This is a genomic window from Streptomyces sp. NPDC087901, from assembly GCF_044742205.1.
Classification (GTDB): domain Bacteria; phylum Actinomycetota; class Actinomycetes; order Streptomycetales; family Streptomycetaceae; genus Streptomyces.
The window spans coordinates 180993-196135 of the sequence record NZ_JBIUUC010000004.1 but is presented as its reverse complement, the minus strand read 5'-3'; the positions used below and the strand labels follow the sequence as shown (position 1 = coordinate 196135).

18 protein-coding genes and 1 riboswitch are annotated in these 15143 nt (G+C 68.5%); of the genes, 8 read left to right on the top strand and 10 right to left on the bottom strand.

The window, feature by feature from the left end:
• Positions 1-13: 13 nt before the first annotated feature.
• Positions 14-466 carry a GNAT family N-acetyltransferase gene (locus ACIOEW_RS14620; RefSeq protein WP_401964078.1) on the bottom strand — a complete coding sequence of 151 codons (453 nt, stop codon included), beginning with the start codon at positions 464-466 and terminating at the stop codon, positions 14-16.
• Between the two features lie 38 nt (positions 467-504).
• Positions 505-963, bottom strand: a complete 459-nt coding sequence (locus ACIOEW_RS14615) for a MarR family transcriptional regulator (protein ID WP_362540074.1) — start codon at positions 961-963, stop codon at positions 505-507.
• 141 nt (positions 964-1104) lie between these two features.
• On the opposite strand from ACIOEW_RS14615, the gene ACIOEW_RS14610 reads away from it, so the two are divergent.
• The 3 genes from ACIOEW_RS14610 to ACIOEW_RS14600 all read left to right on the top strand — a co-directional run bounded on the left by ACIOEW_RS14610 (position 1105) and on the right by ACIOEW_RS14600 (position 3491).
• Positions 1105-2319: an MFS transporter gene (locus tag ACIOEW_RS14610; RefSeq protein ID WP_362540076.1), complete on the top strand. Its 1215-nt coding sequence runs from the start codon at positions 1105-1107 to the stop codon at positions 2317-2319.
• A 48-nt stretch (positions 2320-2367) separates the two neighbouring features.
• On the top strand, positions 2368-2793 hold the full coding sequence (locus tag ACIOEW_RS14605; RefSeq protein ID WP_401964076.1) for a heme-binding protein: 426 nt from the start codon (positions 2368-2370) through the stop codon (positions 2791-2793).
• 68 nt (positions 2794-2861) lie between these two features.
• Positions 2862-3491, top strand: a complete 630-nt coding sequence (locus ACIOEW_RS14600; protein WP_362540082.1) for a hypothetical protein — start codon at positions 2862-2864, stop codon at positions 3489-3491.
• A gap of 54 nt (positions 3492-3545) precedes the next feature.
• Here the strand turns inward: ACIOEW_RS14600 and ACIOEW_RS14595 are convergent, their stop codons facing one another.
• From ACIOEW_RS14595 to ACIOEW_RS14570, 6 genes are all read right to left on the bottom strand, one after another.
• The gene (locus tag ACIOEW_RS14595) at positions 3546-4454 is read right to left on the bottom strand and encodes a GNAT family N-acetyltransferase (RefSeq protein ID WP_401964073.1); all 909 of its coding nucleotides are present in this window, start codon (positions 4452-4454) and stop codon (positions 3546-3548) included.
• Positions 4455-4459: 5 nt separating this feature from the next.
• Positions 4460-4987 carry a DUF2269 domain-containing protein gene (locus tag ACIOEW_RS14590; RefSeq protein WP_401964071.1) on the bottom strand — a complete coding sequence of 176 codons (528 nt, stop codon included), beginning with the start codon at positions 4985-4987 and terminating at the stop codon, positions 4460-4462.
• A gap of 198 nt (positions 4988-5185) precedes the next feature.
• The gene (locus ACIOEW_RS14585; protein ID WP_362540091.1) at positions 5186-5665 is read right to left on the bottom strand and encodes an NUDIX hydrolase; all 480 of its coding nucleotides are present in this window, start codon (positions 5663-5665) and stop codon (positions 5186-5188) included.
• Between the two features lie 63 nt (positions 5666-5728).
• On the bottom strand, positions 5729-6625 hold the full coding sequence (locus tag ACIOEW_RS14580) for a LysR family transcriptional regulator (RefSeq protein WP_362540094.1): 897 nt from the start codon (positions 6623-6625) through the stop codon (positions 5729-5731).
• 206 nt (positions 6626-6831) lie between these two features.
• Positions 6832-7962 (bottom strand): cystathionine gamma-lyase, encoded by a 1131-nt coding sequence (locus ACIOEW_RS14575; protein WP_362540097.1) that lies wholly within the window; start codon positions 7960-7962, stop codon positions 6832-6834.
• A gap of 67 nt (positions 7963-8029) precedes the next feature.
• Positions 8030-8407: a phage holin family protein gene (locus tag ACIOEW_RS14570; RefSeq protein ID WP_362540100.1), complete on the bottom strand. Its 378-nt coding sequence runs from the start codon at positions 8405-8407 to the stop codon at positions 8030-8032.
• 68 nt (positions 8408-8475) lie between these two features.
• Here ACIOEW_RS14570 and ACIOEW_RS14565 point away from each other — a divergent pair, with 68 nt between their 5' ends.
• The 4 genes from ACIOEW_RS14565 (at position 8476) to ACIOEW_RS14550 (ending at position 10679) form a co-directional block, all read left to right on the top strand.
• Positions 8476-8793, top strand: a complete 318-nt coding sequence (locus ACIOEW_RS14565; protein ID WP_056793130.1) for a cupin domain-containing protein — start codon at positions 8476-8478, stop codon at positions 8791-8793.
• A 119-nt stretch (positions 8794-8912) separates the two neighbouring features.
• Positions 8913-9128, top strand: coding sequence for a DUF5326 family protein (locus tag ACIOEW_RS14560; RefSeq protein WP_362540103.1), 216 nt, complete (start codon positions 8913-8915; stop codon positions 9126-9128).
• Positions 9129-9369: 241 nt separating this feature from the next.
• Positions 9370-10140, top strand: a complete 771-nt coding sequence (locus ACIOEW_RS14555; RefSeq protein ID WP_401964068.1) for an IclR family transcriptional regulator — start codon at positions 9370-9372, stop codon at positions 10138-10140.
• Positions 10141-10241: 101 nt separating this feature from the next.
• Positions 10242-10679 (top strand): SsgA family sporulation/cell division regulator, encoded by a 438-nt coding sequence (locus ACIOEW_RS14550; RefSeq protein WP_114245561.1) that lies wholly within the window; start codon positions 10242-10244, stop codon positions 10677-10679.
• An 80-nt stretch (positions 10680-10759) separates the two neighbouring features.
• Here the strand turns inward: ACIOEW_RS14550 and ACIOEW_RS14545 are convergent, their stop codons facing one another.
• Positions 10760-12091 (bottom strand): YibE/F family protein, encoded by a 1332-nt coding sequence (locus ACIOEW_RS14545; RefSeq protein ID WP_401964066.1) that lies wholly within the window; start codon positions 12089-12091, stop codon positions 10760-10762.
• Between the two features lie 71 nt (positions 12092-12162).
• Positions 12163-12296: riboswitch (TPP riboswitch) on the top strand.
• Here ACIOEW_RS14545 and thiC point away from each other — a divergent pair.
• Positions 12289-14064 (top strand): phosphomethylpyrimidine synthase ThiC, encoded by a 1776-nt coding sequence (gene thiC / locus ACIOEW_RS14540; RefSeq protein ID WP_401964065.1) that lies wholly within the window; start codon positions 12289-12291, stop codon positions 14062-14064. (Overlaps the previous riboswitch by 8 nt.)
• Before the next feature lie 103 nt (positions 14065-14167).
• On the opposite strand, the gene ACIOEW_RS14535 is transcribed toward thiC, so the two are convergent.
• Positions 14168-14992 carry a hypothetical protein gene (locus tag ACIOEW_RS14535; RefSeq protein ID WP_362540115.1) on the bottom strand — a complete coding sequence of 275 codons (825 nt, stop codon included), beginning with the start codon at positions 14990-14992 and terminating at the stop codon, positions 14168-14170.
• Positions 14993-15143 lie beyond the last annotated feature (151 nt).

The window sequence follows — 15143 nt, the reverse complement described above, 5'->3', positions numbered from 1 at the left end:
GCCGGGGACGGGGTCAGAGGGTGAGCTTGAAGCCCACGTGGCTGGCCACGAAACCGAGCCGTTCATAGAAACGATGCGCGTCGGCCCGAGTCGCATCGGAGGTCAGCTGGACCAACTGGCATTCCTGCCGCCGTGATTCATCCACGGCCCATTGGATCAGCCGCGTGCCGAGACCGCTGCCGCGCTCGTCCGCGTGGACGCGGACGCCCTCGATCACCGACCGGGTCGAGCCGCGCCTGGAGAGGCCCGGGATCACGGTCAGCTGGAGCGTCCCTACGACGCGGTCCGAGCGTATGGCGACCATCACATGCTGATGGGGATCGTCGGCCAGCCGGCGGAACGCCGTGAGGTAGGGGGTGAGATCGTCCGGCGACTCGCGCTGGGCGCCCAGCGGATCGTCGGCGAGCATAGCCACGATCTCGTTGAGATCGCCGACGGCCGCAGGACGGATTTCCAGATCGCTCATGATCGGCAGCCTACGCTGCGACCCCTTACGGAGGCCCGCTACGCGGGAACCTTCAGCTCCTCGACCGTCCGGACGAGCGGGGCCAGTTCGGGGTTCTTGGCTGCCTCGTCCAGTGCGGCCCGCAGGGCGGTGTCATTGGTCGGCCGGGCCTCGGAGAGCAGCGTGAGGCCGGCTTCGGTGACGTCGGTGTAGATGCCCCTTCGGTCGGTGTCGCAGAGATACCGGGTCAGCAGGCCCCGGTTCTCGAGGCGGGTCACCAGACGGGTGGTGGCGCTCTGGCTGAGCACGACGGCGTCGGCCACCTGCTTCATCTGAAGATGACCACCGGTTCCGTTGTGCTGTCGGCTCAGGACGTCCAGCAGGGAGTACTCCCGCACGCTGAGGCCGTGCCCGGCCTGCAGTGCCCGCTCGATATGGGCCTCGATCTTCCCGTGGAGCAGGGAGAGCGCGCACCAGCCCTGGGAAAGGGCGGTCAGTGCCGGGTCCGTCGCTGTCATGGGGTCTCTCCTCCGTGCCGGAGTTGCTTGCGTCCAGGATAGGCGACGAGCGCAATAGCCCGCGCTTGCAATTAGCCCGCGTCTGCAATTATTGTGGACGCTCGTAAGGCGCAGACGCAATCTCCAGGGAAGGTGAAACCCATGCCGCTCGCGCTCCTCGCCCTCGCCATCGGGGCATTCGGTATCGGAACGACCGAGTTCGTGATCATGGGGCTGCTCCCCGAGGTGGCTGCGGACTTCCAGGTCTCGATCCCGACCGCAGGCTTCCTCGTCACCGGCTATGCGCTCGGTGTCGTCATCGGAGCCCCTCTGATGACCCTCCTCGGCACCAGGGTCAGCCGCAAGCGCATGCTGATGATCCTGATGGCGCTGTTCGTCATCGGCAATGTGGTCTCCGCGACCGCCCCCGTCTTCGGAGTGATGCTCGCGGGCCGGGTGATCGCCTCACTCGCCCACGGCGCCTTCTTCGGCATCGGATCGGTGGTGGCAGCCGATCTGGTCGCCCCGCACAAGAAGGCCGGTGCGATCGCCATGATGTTCACGGGCCTCACCGTCGCCAACGTCGTCGGTGTGCCGCTGGGCACCTACATCGGTCAGAGCGCCGGCTGGCGGAGCACGTTCTTCGTTGTCGCCGCTCTCGGTGTCATCGGTCTGCTCGGAGTGGCCCGGCTCGTGCCCGACCAGCCCCGCCCCGAAGGCGTCCGGCTCCGCCACGAACTCGCCGCCTTCCGCAACGTGCAGGTACTGCTAGCCATGGCGATGACCGTGCTGGGCTTCGGCGGAGTCTTCGCGGCGATCACGTACATCACGCCGATGATGACGGAGATCGCCGGCTACTCGGCCTCCTCCGTCACCTGGCTGCTGGTGCTCTTCGGCCTCGGCATGGTCGGAGGGAATCTGCTCGGTGGCAGGTTCGCCGACCGTCGTCTGATGCCGCTGCTGTACGTGTCGCTGGGTGGGCTCGCCGTCGTCCTGTCGCTGTTCACGCTGACCGCCCACAACCAGATCGCGGCAGCCGTCACCATCTTCCTGATCGGTGGCCTGGGCTTCGCGACCGTGCCCCCGCTGCAGAAGCGGGTGCTCGACCAGGCGGCCGGCGCCCCGACTCTCGCCTCCGCGGTGAACATCGGCGCCTTCAACCTCGGTAACGCCCTGTCCGCATGGCTCGGCGGCATCGTCATCGCCGCCGGTCTCGGCTACACCGCACCCAACTGGGTCGGTGCGGTGCTCGCCGCCTCCGCGCTGGTGCTCGCCGTCGTCTCCAGCACCCTGGAGCGCCGCGCGGCCGCCCGGAGCCGCCTCGTGACCACCCACGCTCCGGAGTCGGCCGCCGTACCCGCGGCCGCCCGGCACTGACCACCCCGTATCCCCCACCCATCACCGCACCACACCAAGGAGCCCCCCATGAGCACGCTCACCGCCGCTGTAGCCCCCCTGACCACGCAGGACGCGGAGGCACTGATCGAGGCGGCCCGAACGGCCGCCGAGGCCGCAGGCGTCGCGGCAGCCGTCACCGTCCTGGATGCGGGCGGCCACCTGCTGGCCTTCCGCCGCGACGACCGGGCCGTTCTCATCGCCGGTGAGACCAGCACCCGCAAGGCGTACACGGCGCTGCAGCTCGACGCCCCCACGGCCGACCTCGTCGAGGCAGTCCAGCCCGGCGGGCTCTTCCATACCCTTCCGACCGCACTGGACCGGCCGCTGCTCTTCATCGCCGGAGGCGTCCCGGTCCATCGCGACGGCCGGCTGATCGGCGCCGTCGGGGTCGGTGGCGGTGCGCCCGAGCAGGACCACGGGTTCGCGACCGCTGCCGCGGCCGGTCTCGTCTGAGGTCGCACCTGCCCTGCGCCAGGTAATTCGCTGGTGTCGGCTTCCATGTGTCTGGAGAATCTCCGTGCATGGGAGCCGACATTCACGGATTCATCGAGTGCCGGTCACGATGGGCGGAGCCGGAGGACGCGTGGTCGGCGGCCATCGACCTCGACCTGCTCTACCTGGGCCGGGACTATGACGCCTTCGGCTGCCTGTTCGGCGTGCGCAATTACGCAGGCTTCGTTCCCCTCGCGGCGGAGCGGGGGCTGCCCGAACTCATCTCCGACGCCGCACGTGCGGATTTCGACGACTGGGCCTCCAGCGCGCACAGCTCCAGCTGGATCGCGTGGAGCGAGTTGAAGTGCGTCGACTGGGACGAGTCCGCCGAAAGCACGGACCGACGGATCCATGAGTACGAAGCGGTGGACGGTACGTGGGTCTTCGTCTCCAAGGCGGCATGGAGCGCTCGCTTCGCCAAAGCGGCTGGGCTCCCGGCTGATCCCGCAACCCGTGCCGGCGATCGCTACGGCCGGACGGACTGGCCGGAGGGAACGGAGTGGCGGGACGGCGACCGCCTCTACCGGCTGGAGCGGATGACGAGGCGCGACGCAGTGCCGCCGGAAGGCGAGTGGAAGCCGGTGTGGTCCGTGATGGAAGCCCTCGCCGCCGTTCACGGGGACGAGAACGTCCGGCTCACCGTGTGGTTCGACAACTGAGCAGGGACCGAACCGGCGCGGTGATCCCGGTGGTTCGAACGGACCTGCCAGGCGTCAGCCCGTCGCCACGCTCAGCGGCGCGAAGCTCCGTGTCCAGTCCCCCGCCGGTGACTGGTTCCCGAGTCGCATGACCGTGGTCGCCGTGCCGGGCTCCAGGCCGCATGCACCGAACCAGGCCAGCAGCTCTTCGTGACGGGCGTCGATGTCCGCACGCAGCGCCCGGTCCGTCGCCCCGGCGAGCGAGATGACAAGCAGCTTCGCCGTGGCGGTGTCCCGTGCGATCAGCGGCCCGACCACATGGTTGTCCGAACTGGGCCACAGGGCGGCGTACCCGACGAGTTCCCCGCCGTCCTCGGCGACCCGTAGATGGTCGGCGAAGGCGGGGAGGCGGGCCAGGAGCTGCATCCGGTCGTGACCGAAGGCCTCCGAGTCCAGACGGAGCAGGGCCGGCAGATCGCCCGCCGTGGCAGGGCGGATAGCCGGGCCCGCACCGGCGGCCGGACCCGCGTGAACCCCCGTTCCGCGACTGCTCGGCTCCGCGTCCGGCCGCAAGTGCCCGCTCACCCGCTGGGCCCGGCCCACCGCCCTGAACCCGAGCTCTTCGTAGAGCGGTTGGCCTGCCGGCGTCGCATAGAGGCTGAGGGGAGCGCCCCCGGTCGAGTCGATCACCCGCTGCATCAGGTACCGCGCGACCCCCTGGCGGCTGTAGCGCCCGGCGACCAGAAGCATGCCGATGGCGGCCATGTCCGGACCGTATGAGGTCACCACGCAGGTCGCCATCAGACCCTTGCCCCCAGGATCGTCGATGCCGTAGGCCGTTCCCGCGGTGAGGAGCAGTCCCCACCTGTGCTCGTCGCGGGGCCAGCCGCGGTCCTCGCTGAGATCGGCGCACGGGACCAGATCGTCCCGGGTGAGACGCCGGACGGGCAGGTCGGCGAGTGGGCGGGGCAATGAGCTGGGCATAGGGGTCAGGCTGTCCGACGCAGCGATCGCTCGTCCACCGCTTTAACGGATCTGGTCGAGATACGCAGCCGTCGGCCGCGTCGGGTCGGTCCCCAGGGCTTCAGTACGGAGATCGCGGTCATGAAGAGGTAGGTCGCGGCGGCCACCGAAGGGGCGACGACGAGGCTGATGTCGACAGACCCGCGTTCCGCGGCTTCGTTGATGGCCGGGCGCAACGAGAAGACCGACAGTCCCGTCGTGGCCAGGGTGAGCCAGAACTTTGTCCAGACCCAGCGATGTCTGGCCAGTCCCCAGGGGGTGCCGAGTGACAGGATCAGGCCGCTGATCAGGGCAGCCAGGGCGACCGGGACGACAAGCCAGTCACCGAAGATCTTCATGGCCCGGGTGGCGGCCTGCGCGGTGACCGGATCGCCGGTCGCGAAAGCGGTGATGCCGAGCGTCAGCAGGCCGGCGGTGAGACCGAGCCAGCTGACGGATACCGATACATGGGCGACGAGGAGGCTCTTGCGGGTGCGGCGCTTAAGTGGTTTCACGTGAAACACGGTGCAGCCGGCCGCTTGATGGGTCATCTGCCGAGGGGAGTATCCCCGCGTACTGGCTTCGGCGTACGAGGGACTTTGGAGCGGGCCCGCGGCGGGGCCCGCTCGCCCGAAAGGTGGGATCCGCCCCTCCACGGGGCCGGCCCGAGGCCAGAGGGGAGGGGCTGTCGCGAGTCGATGCGCCCTCGCGGATCAGCCCAGGTCGGGCGCGTGCATCGCTCGGACACCCTCGATGTTGCCGTCCAGGTAGTGCCGCAGTGACAGCGGTACGAGGTGAACGGCGGCGATCCCGACCCTGCTGAACGGAACGCGTACGACGTCGTACTCCCCGCAGGGGTCGTCGATCTCGGGGCCGTGGCGCAGGGACAGGTCCATCGATTCGAGTCGGCAGACGAAGAAGTGCTGGACCTTGACGCCCTTCACCCCGCCGCTCTCGATGTGTTCCACGGTGTCGACGAAGCAGGGCACCACATCAGTGATCTTGGCGCCGAGCTCCTCGTCCAACTCGCGGTGCAGGGCTTCGATGACGGTTGCGTCCTCGCGCTCGACCCCGCCACCCGGTGTGAGCCAGTACGGGTCCACCCCTGGCTTGGTGCGCTTGATGAGGATGAGGTCGTTGCCATCGAGCAGGACGGCGCGTGCGGTGCGCTTGACCACAGGACGTTCGGTCATGGCAAGAGAGTGGCCCGCAGAACCGGTTCTGAAACACCTGACGCCTGCTGGACCGCCCTGCGGTCACCAGTCGGCTGCGGCGCGCAGCAGCAAATCGTGTGCCCGAGCGAGATGCGGAAGCGCGAGCGTGCCGGTCCGCGCGGCCAGGAAGTAGGTACGCAGGGGCGGAACCGGTGGATCGAGGAGCGCCACCACCTCTCCCCGTTCCAGTGCGCCCTCGCACAGATAACGGGGCAGCACGGCGAGCCCCGCCCCCGCCGCCGTGCATTCCAGGACCGCCCGCAGATCCGGAGCGATGACCGCCCCGGCCGCCGCGGGGCGGGTATCGAAGACCGCCGCCCAGTAACGGGAGACCAGGGGAAGGCTCTCGTGCACCTCGACCACCGGCAGCTGCTCCAGGACCACCGGGCCGTTGCGCCGTAGCGTTCCCGGTCCCAGACGTCCGGCCCACCGGGGTGCTGCGACCAGAACGTGCTCCTCGTCACAGAGCGGGGCGGCGGTGAGCAGCCCGCCGCGCGGCCGGGCCGTGACGATGGCCAGGTCATGGTGCCCGGCGGCAAGACCGTCGAGCGTCTCGTCGGTGTCCGCGGAGAACGAGCTGCGCAGCGCGAGCCCCTGGGCGATGAGCGGGGTGAGGGCAGGCAGAGCCCGCAGGGAGGTGAACTCCGGTGGGCCCGCCAGATGCAGCGTCCGTACGCCCGACTCCTCGTCGAGCTCGGTCTCGGCGATCTCGACCAGGGCGTCCAGATGGGGGGCCGCCCGGTGCGCGAGCTCGTCGCCGATGGTGGTGGGTGTCACGCCGCGGGCCCGGCGGAGGAAGAGCGGGCGGCCCAGTTGCCGTTCCAGGGTGCGGATCTGCGAGGTCACGGCGGGCTGGGAGAGGCCGAGCAGCGCGGCAGCGCGGGTGAACGAGCCGGCGCGGTGCACGGTGACGAAGGTGCGCAACAGGGCCAGGTCCATGTCCGTCCCCTCTCACCCGCGAACCGTCGGACCAGGACAACTATAAATATGTCGATAGGTCGCTGCCGCTACTGTGATTGGACACTGACGCAGAGTCAACTAGCCTTGTCGAGGCGGTTCTTCGCGAGGAGAAGGCGGGGGACCGGGGCGGTCCGAGCCACGAGGGGGGAGGCTCGGACCGTCCGTACCGTACCGCGGTGGGGAGGTCAGCTCCCGGTCACGGCCTCGGCCAGCGCACGTTCGACGTCGGCCACCAGGTCGGCCGCGTTCTCGGCCCCGACGGAGAAGCGGATGAAGCCTTCCGGCACGGCGTCGCCGCCCCAGCGGGCCCGGCGTTCCGCGGTGGAACGTACGCCTCCGAAGCTGGTCGCGTCCTCGGCGAGATGCAGCGCCGAGAGGAAGCGCTCCGCGGTCCCGCGATCCGCCAGTACGAACGACACGACGGAGCCGAAGCGCCGCATCTGCCGCACGGCGTTCGGGTACGAGGGATCGGTGGGCAGACCGGGGTAGCGCAGTCCGCTCACCTCCGGCTGCTTGGCGAGGGCCTCGGCAAGCACGAGGGCGTTAGCGCACTGCCGCTCGATTCGCAGCTCCAGCGTGGCCAGGGAGCGGTGAGCGAGCCAGGCCTCCATGGGGCCGGGGATCGCGCCGACCACCTTGCGCCAGCGCCGCACCCCCGCCGCCAGCTCGGAGTCGCGGCAGGTCACATGGCCGAGCAGGATGTCACCGTGACCGGTCATGCCCTTGGTGTCGCTGGCCACCGAGAAGTCGGCGCCGAGCTCCAGCGGGCGCTGGCCGAGCGGGGTGGCGAGGGTGTTGTCGACGGCCACCAGTGTGCCGCCCGCGTGCGCCGCCTCGACGAGCCGACGCACGTCACAGACATCGAGCCCGGGGTTGGACGGGGTCTCGATCCACAGAAGCCGGGCCCCCTCCAGCAGTGCCAGCTGGGCGTCGCCCCCCGTCGGGGCGGTGCGCACCTCGACGCCGTAGGCCTCCAGCTGCGCACGCACCAGCGGAAGTGCCTGGTAGCCGTCGTCGGGCAGCACGACGACATCGCCGGTGCGCACCTGGGACAGCAGGACCGCCGAGATCGCCGCCATGCCGGAGGCGAAGACCGTGGTCTCGACGTGCTCCCCCGGCGCTTCGAGTTCCCCGATGGCCCGTTCCAGATGGGTCCAGGTCGGATTGGTGTCGCGCCCGTAGGTGTACGGCCCGGTCGGCTCGCCGGACAGATGGAAGTGCGCGGCGAAGACCGGACCGGGGAGAGTGGGTTCGTACTGCTGCGGTTCCGGCAGGCCCGCGCGTACTGCCCGGGTTCCGTCGCCCATGGTGCTCATTCCGTGCCCTCGCTTCTCTCCCCGGTCTGTCGCCGGTCTCGTCGTCACTGTTTCAGGTACCCAGGGTTCAGTCCTCGTCGGGCAGGACGACGTTCAGCGCCCAGGACACGATCGAAACGATCAGACCACCGAGGACAGCGGTCCAGAAGCCGTCGACATGGAAGCTCAGATCCAGCACGTCGGCCAGCCACGAGGTCAGCAGCAGCATCAGGGCGTTCACCACCAGGGTGATCAACCCCAGTGTGAGGATGAAGAGCGGCAGCGTGAGCAGCTTCACCACCGGCTTGACGAGGAAGTTGACCAGGCCGAAGACCAGCGCGACCAGGACCAGGGTCAATATCTTGCGTCCGGTGCTGCCGCCGGTCAGCGTGATGTCCTGGAGCAGCCAGATGGCCACGGCCAGCGCACCCGCGTTGGCGATCGTCTTGACTACAAAATTCTTCATGTGTCTGATCGTGGCAGACATGATCGGTGGCGGACACCGGCTGGACAGAGACAAGGGGCGGATGGGCCATGAAGGCATTCAGACTGGACGAACTGGAGGCGGAACGGGCCGCAAACGACGGCGCCTACCTCCAGTTCGTCCGCGAACGGAACATGTCTGTCGGTCTGTACGCCCTGGACGCCGGTGAACTCGACCCGCAGCAGCCTCACAACCAGGACGAGGTCTACTTCGTCGTCAGCGGGCGCGCTTCGATCACCGTGGGCATGGAAACGACGCAGGTGGGCAGAGGAAGTGTCGTGTATGTACCTGCCGGCGCGGCCCACAAGTTCCACCACATCACCGAGGACCTGCGGGTGATGGTGGTCTTCTCGCCGCCCGAGGGCTGAGCCGCACCTCGGGGATCCCTAGGGGATGGATCAGGGGAGTTCAAGGGCTCCGGAGCCCCGCAGCCCGCCCCCGCGCCTCTAGCATCGAAGCAGGAACTCACAGAGACGAGGTAAGGACGATGGCCGTGCGGGAGATATTCGCGGGGATGCCCTGGTGGGTGAAGTGGATCGCGGTGCCTGTCATCGCGATCGTCGTGTTCGGTGGCCTGATCGCCAGCATCGTCGGTTTCGTGATCTGGCTGCTGTTCAAGATCCTGCTCGTCGCGATCCTGGTCGGCGGGCTCGTCTTCGTCGTACGGAAGTTCATGTCGTCCTCCTCGCGAAGCGACTGGTAACCGCACGGCCGACCGTACGGTTAGCCCAGCTGAGCTAAGCGGAAGGTGAAACGGCACCCGGTCCGGATGCTCCCGATACAGTGGCAGTCCGCTGCCGCCACCTGGGAAAACACCGTCAGTCGCCACCCTGACCAGTGGTTTGTACGGCATCCGGCCTTCTGGACCCCAGGCCTGCGGCAGATCTGTGGGGGCGGCCCCCACGGGCGGGCTGACCGCCCGTCACCACGCCTGGGGGTGACCGTTGACCACGGCATCGACTACCGCTGTTCCGACGCTGATCGGATCGGTTCAGCGGGCGCTGAGGCTGCTGGAGGCTGTGGGCACCCATCGCGACGGGGCTCCGGCCAAACAGCTGGCACGGGAAGCGGGACTCCCCCTTCCCACCGCCTACCACCTGCTGCGCACCCTGACACACGAGGGATATCTGCGCAGGGAGAACGGCGTCTTCCTCTTCGGCGCCGCCGCGGAGCGGCTGGTGGACGACGGCGCACTGCAGAATCGTCGCAGCAGAATGACCCAGTCCCTGGGGCGGTGGCGGGACATCATCGGTGCCCCGGTGTACTGCGCCGTCTACCGCGACGGTGAGATCGAACTCGTCGCGGTCGCGGACACCCCCGCTGCGCCGGCGGTGGAGGAGTGGGCAGCCTTCGGCGAGACGGGGCATGCACATGCGATCGGCCAGTGTCTGCTGAGTCAGCTCGACGAGCAGGCCCGCGAGGACCACCTGGACCGGCATCCGGTACGGCCGCTGACGCGCTACTCCGTGCGCGACCGCCCGGCACTTCTTGAGCGGCTGCGGTCGGTCGAGCGTATGGAACCTGTCATCGAACGGCAGGAATACGCCCTCGGGACGGTCTGCGCGGCCATCCCGATCACGGCCGGATTCACGGCCGCCGCGATGGCCATTTCGGTCCCCCTCGACCAGTCAGAACGGTTGCTCCCCGCAGTCGAACGACTACGTGGCGAAGTGGCCAGCCTCTTGCGTTCGTTCGTGTTCTCTATCAGTATCTGAAAAATCACTCCTTGTGATCTGCTATCGGGTGCACCACGATGGCGTCAATAGGGCCATGGGGGATCATTCCTGGCCAGATTCATCTACTGCGGGGTTGAACGATGCGCGAGTCGGTTCAAGCTGAGGTCATGATGAGCTTCCTCGTTTCCGAGGAGCTCTCTTTCCGGATCCCGGTGGAGCTCCGGTACGAAGTGTGCGATCCGTACGCGATCCGGATGACCTTCCATCTGCCCGGCGACGCCCCCGTCACCTGGGCTTTCGGCCGTGAGCTGCTGCTCGACGGTCTCAACAGCCCCAGTGGTGACGGCGATGTGCACATCGGGCCGACGGAGCCCGAAGGGCTGTCCGACGTCCACATCCGGCTCCAGGTGGGGGCTGACCGTGCGCTGTTCCGGGCCGGCACGGCGCCTCTCGTGGCGTTTCTCGACCGGACGGACAAGCTCGTGCCGCTCGGGCAGGAGTGCACGCTGGGTGACTTCGAGGGCAATCTGGAAGAAGCGCTGGGGCGGATTCTGGCCGAGGAACAGAACGCCGGCTGACGAGGGCCGTGCCCATGGCCCGTATGCCGGTCGAACAGCACACCTGCCGAACGGGTGAATCGCTCTCCGTGTCCGGGCACTCAGGCCTTCGCCCGACGACGACGTCCCCTGCCGCTCCGTACGGGTGCCGGAGCACCGGAATCCGCGGCGAGCCCGGTGCGGTCCGCGGAGACGACCAGCGCCGCGAGCGCGGTGGTCACCGGCACCGAGGCGACCAGTCCGATCGAGCCGATCAGTGTGCGCACGATCTCCTCCGCCACCAGCTCGCTGTTGGCCACCGTCCCCATGCTGCTCTGGGCGATCGAGAACAGCAGCAGGAGTGGAAGCGCGGCGCCCGCATAGGCGAGCACCAGGGTGTTGACCACCGAGGCGATGTGGTCGCGCCCGATTCTGATCCCTGCCCGGTAGAGCTCCTTCGCACTCATCGTCGGGTCCGCCTGGTGAAGTTCCCAGACCGCCGAGGTCTGGGTGACCGTCACGTCGTCGAGCACTCCCAGGGAACCGATGATGACGCCGGCCAGCAGCAGTCCGCTCATGTCGATGTGCGGATACAGGCCGTGGATGAGGCCGGTGTTGTCGTCGGTGTTCCCGCTCAGGCTCGCCCAGCCGATGAAGAGCGAGCCGAGCAGACCGATCAGCAGCAGTGAGATCAGGGTGCCGATGACGGCGACCGAGGTGCGGGCGGTCAGCCCGTGGCAGATGTAGAGCGCGATCAGCATGATGGCGCCGGCCCCGACGACTGCCACGACCAGCGGGTTCGAGCCCTGCAGGATGGCCGGAAGGATGAACAGGGTCAGGACGGCGAACGACAGGGCGAGCGCCACCAGCGCCATGACCCCGCGCATTCTGCCCACGGCCACCACGACCAGGGCGAAGATCCCGGCCAGCAGCAGCAACGGGAACTTCCGGTTCACATCGGTCACGGAGTACTGGAGATCGTGGGGTGCGTCGGGGGCGTGCGCGACCACCACCCCCTGTCCCTTCCGTAGTTGTCGGGGCGCGTCCGGCTGGACGACCTCAATGAATGTGCGGCCTTTGTCCTGGCCGCTCGTCACCTCGACGGTGGCCTTCTCGCAGAGGCGATCGCCGCCGGCCGGCTCGCCCGTAGGCGGCGATGTCTCACTGCTGACCGGGATCTGCGAGGCGTTCACGTCCGCGCAGTCGACCTTGCCGACGTTCGCCACCTTGCCCTGCTGGGTCTGCCGGTCGAAACCGACACCTGTGCGCTCGTGCGCCGGCGCACCACCGGGCCAGAGGACCACGAGCCCGACGACGACCGCGGCCGCGAACGGGATCAGCACGGCGGCGATCACCTTGCGCAGATGGCCGGAGACGGGAGCGGCGGGGCCGTGGCTGTGCGAGTGCGCGTGCTGATGGCCCTGCGGTTCGGAGTCGTTATGAGGGGACGTCACCGGGCGATCATCGCAAGAAGGGAAGGGGTCCTCTGTTCAGCTTGCCCATGGGGGCGCTAGCGTGGTGGCACCTTTGCACACGCGGGAGCTCGGAGCACCGGGCTGAGAGGGCGCTGATCTCCGTACGTCCGTACGGGACAGGCTGCGCCGACCGCCGAACCTGTTACCGGGTAATGCCGGCGTAGGGAGTAGGTCTCATGACCACATCGGACGCACGCACGCCTGCCTCGAACCAGAACGACGAGGCCGGGAAGTCCATCGGATGGCACAAGGGATACGTCCAGGGCTCACGCCCGGACCTCCGGGTGCCGGTCCGTCAGGTGCACCTCACCAACGGCAGGGACGTGACGCTGTACGACACGTCGGGGCCGTACACCGATCCATCGACGGAGACTGATGTCCGCCGCGGACTGGCACCTCTGCGGGAGAACTGGATCATCGCCCGCGGCGACACCGAGGAGTACACGGGACGTCCCGTGCGCCCCGAGGACGACGGGCTCAAGCACACCTCACCGCGTGGGGGACTGCGCAACCTGGACGCGGTCTTCCCCGGTCGCCCCCGCCAGCCACGGCGCAGCCGGGACGGCCGGCCCGTCACCCAGCTCGCGTACGCCCGCCGGGGCGAGGTCACCCCGGAGATGGAGTACGTCGCGATCCGGGAGAACGTCGAGCCCGAGGTGGTGCGCGACGAGATCGCGGCCGGCCGGGCCGTTCTGCCGGCCAACGTCAACCACCCGGAGATCGAGCCGATGATCATCGGCAAGCGGTTCCTGGTGAAGGTGAACGCCAACATCGGCAACTCCGCGGTCTCGTCCTCCATCGAGGAGGAGGTGGACAAGATGACCTGGGCGACCAAGTGGGGCGCCGACACAGTCATGGATCTGTCCACCGGCCGCAACATCCACACCACCCGTGAGTGGGTTCTTCGCAACTCCCCCGTTCCGATCGGCACCGTTCCGCTCTACCAGGCCCTGGAGAAGGTCGACGGCAGGGCGGAGGAGCTGACCTGGGAGATCTACAAGGACACCGTCATCGAGCAGGCCGAACAGGGTGTCGACTACATGACGGTTCACGCCGGCGTGCGCCTGCCGTACGTGCCGCTGACGGCCCGTCGCAAGACCGGCATCGTCTCCCGGGGCGGCTCGATCATGGCGGCGTGGTGCCTCGCGCACCACAAGGAGTCGTTCCTCTACGAGAACTTCGAGGAGCTCTGCGAGATCCTCGCCTCGTACGACGTGACGTACTCCCTGGGCGACGGGCTGCGGCCCGGTTCGATCGCGGACGCCAACGACGAGGCGCAGTTCGCGGAGCTGCGTACGCTCGGCGAACTGAACACCGTCGCGAAGCGGTTCGGTGTCCAGACCATGATCGAGGGCCCGGGGCACGTACCGATGCACAAGATCAAGGAGAACATCGACCTCCAGCAGGAGATCTGCGAGGAGGCGCCGTTCTACACGCTCGGCCCGCTGACGACCGATGTGGCTCCGGCGTACGACCACATCACCTCGGGTATCGGAGCCGCGATGATCGCCTGGTGGGGGACGGCGATGCTCTGCTACGTGACGCCCAAGGAGCACCTCGGTCTGCCCAACCGTGACGACGTGAAGACCGGGGTCATCACCTACAAGATCGCGGCCCATGCGGCGGACCTGGCCAAGGGGCATCCGGGAGCGCAGGACTGGGATGACGCGTTGTCGGACGCCCGGTTCGAGTTCCGCTGGGAGGATCAGTTCAACCTGGCCCTCGACCCGGACACGGCAAGGGAGTTCCACGACGAGACGCTGCCTGCCGAGCCGGCGAAGACGGCGCACTTCTGCTCGATGTGCGGCCCGAAGTTCTGCTCGATGAAGATCTCCCAGGACATCCGGCGTGAGCACGGAGGTTCGCAGGCGGAGATCGAGGAGGGGATGACGGAGAAGTCCAAGGAGTTCGCGGCGGCGGGCAACCGGGTCTATCTGCCCATCGCGGACTAGGGCCTGGCGGGCGTAACCGAGCAGGGCGCGAACGGCCCCGCGCCCTGCTGTCCGGGCCCGGGACACCCGGGGTCGGTGACGGGTCTTCCCGGGTGCGGGGCCGTCAGTCCAGCTCGTGTTCCGGGCCGCCGAAGTCGGGGCTGGTGAAGTCCGGACTGGTGAACGTCGGGCGGGGCGCGGCGGCGGGACCGTCGTCCGGACTGGAGAAGTCCGGCCTGCTGTAGCCGATCTTCGGGATGCGGTTGGCCGAGCGGTGCGGGATGCGCGCGGCCGGGGCGGCCCCGGGGTCGGCGAGCGCGTCCCGCAGGAACGGCAGGATGCCGCGTTCCAGCAGGGCGTGGCGCCAGGCCTCCCTGGCTCGTGCCACATCCTCCGGCAGTTCCTCGCCCTGTTCCTCGGCGGCCACCGATGTCGAGCCGTTGCGCAAGGCCGTGATGAGGAGGGCGACGGCGGCTACGAGGATGGCGGCCGCGGTCGCCGCCGCGAAGAACCAGCCCGCGCCGACCATGCTGCGCGCGAACGAGGGAGGCGGGTCGAGCGCCTTGAGGATGTAGCCGATGAGCAGGAAGATCACCGCGGCGGTGCCTGCCAGCACCGGAGCCAGCACGGTGATGACGACTCCTATGCCGGCGCCCGACTGGTGCGCGCCGGCCGGGCCGGTGTCGGGTTCACCGTCTTCGTCCGTGCCGGCGGCAGCGGCGCGGATCTCTTCGCGAGCCTTCACGTAGTGCTCGTACTCGGTGGCCGCAGCCGCTGTGATCAGCGCCGTGGCAGCCATCGCCATGGTGCGCAGCTGCACCGGATTGAGCCGTTCGCCGACAGCGGCCAGATCTGGTCGTTCATGGGCGTGACGCAGTGCGTCGTCGAGGATCCGCTCGTACTCGGGGCGGTCCTCGGTCAGCAGGTGCGGAGCGCTGTTCATGTGCATCCCCCGATGCTCCGTAGGGCCTGTGTGCCCGCTCGAACCGGGCAGTCGGGCGGAAACGGAGGAGAGCCTGCTACTGATACGCCGATGGTAGAGCGCCCACGGCACGGGGTGACAGGGGGTTTCCGGAAATAGGCCCAGTGGTCCGCGTATT

What these genes read in the sequence shown, in the direction of transcription:
- ACIOEW_RS14620 (WP_401964078.1), bottom strand. Translation starts at nt 466, where the DNA reads ATGAGCGATCTGGAAATCCGTCCTGCGGCCGTCGGCGATCTCAACGAG.
- ACIOEW_RS14615 (WP_362540074.1), bottom strand. Translation starts at nt 963, where the DNA reads ATGACAGCGACGGACCCGGCACTGACCGCCCTTTCCCAGGGCTGGTGC.
- ACIOEW_RS14610 (WP_362540076.1), top strand. Translation starts at nt 1,105, where the DNA reads ATGCCGCTCGCGCTCCTCGCCCTCGCCATCGGGGCATTCGGTATCGGA.
- ACIOEW_RS14605 (WP_401964076.1), top strand. Translation starts at nt 2,368, where the DNA reads ATGAGCACGCTCACCGCCGCTGTAGCCCCCCTGACCACGCAGGACGCG.
- ACIOEW_RS14600 (WP_362540082.1), top strand. Translation starts at nt 2,862, where the DNA reads ATGGGAGCCGACATTCACGGATTCATCGAGTGCCGGTCACGATGGGCG.
- ACIOEW_RS14595 (WP_401964073.1), bottom strand. Translation starts at nt 4,454, where the DNA reads ATGCCCAGCTCATTGCCCCGCCCACTCGCCGACCTGCCCGTCCGGCGT.
- ACIOEW_RS14585 (WP_362540091.1), bottom strand. Translation starts at nt 5,665, where the DNA reads ATGACCGAACGTCCTGTGGTCAAGCGCACCGCACGCGCCGTCCTGCTC.
- ACIOEW_RS14580 (WP_362540094.1), bottom strand. Translation starts at nt 6,625, where the DNA reads ATGGACCTGGCCCTGTTGCGCACCTTCGTCACCGTGCACCGCGCCGGC.
- ACIOEW_RS14575 (WP_362540097.1), bottom strand. Translation starts at nt 7,962, where the DNA reads ATGAGCACCATGGGCGACGGAACCCGGGCAGTACGCGCGGGCCTGCCG.
- ACIOEW_RS14570 (WP_362540100.1), bottom strand. Translation starts at nt 8,407, where the DNA reads ATGAAGAATTTTGTAGTCAAGACGATCGCCAACGCGGGTGCGCTGGCC.
- ACIOEW_RS14565 (WP_056793130.1), top strand. Translation starts at nt 8,476, where the DNA reads ATGAAGGCATTCAGACTGGACGAACTGGAGGCGGAACGGGCCGCAAAC.
- ACIOEW_RS14560 (WP_362540103.1), top strand. Translation starts at nt 8,913, where the DNA reads ATGGCCGTGCGGGAGATATTCGCGGGGATGCCCTGGTGGGTGAAGTGG.
- ACIOEW_RS14550 (WP_114245561.1), top strand. Translation starts at nt 10,242, where the DNA reads ATGCGCGAGTCGGTTCAAGCTGAGGTCATGATGAGCTTCCTCGTTTCC.
- thiC (WP_401964065.1), top strand. Translation starts at nt 12,289, where the DNA reads ATGACCACATCGGACGCACGCACGCCTGCCTCGAACCAGAACGACGAG.
- ACIOEW_RS14535 (WP_362540115.1), bottom strand. Translation starts at nt 14,992, where the DNA reads ATGCACATGAACAGCGCTCCGCACCTGCTGACCGAGGACCGCCCCGAG.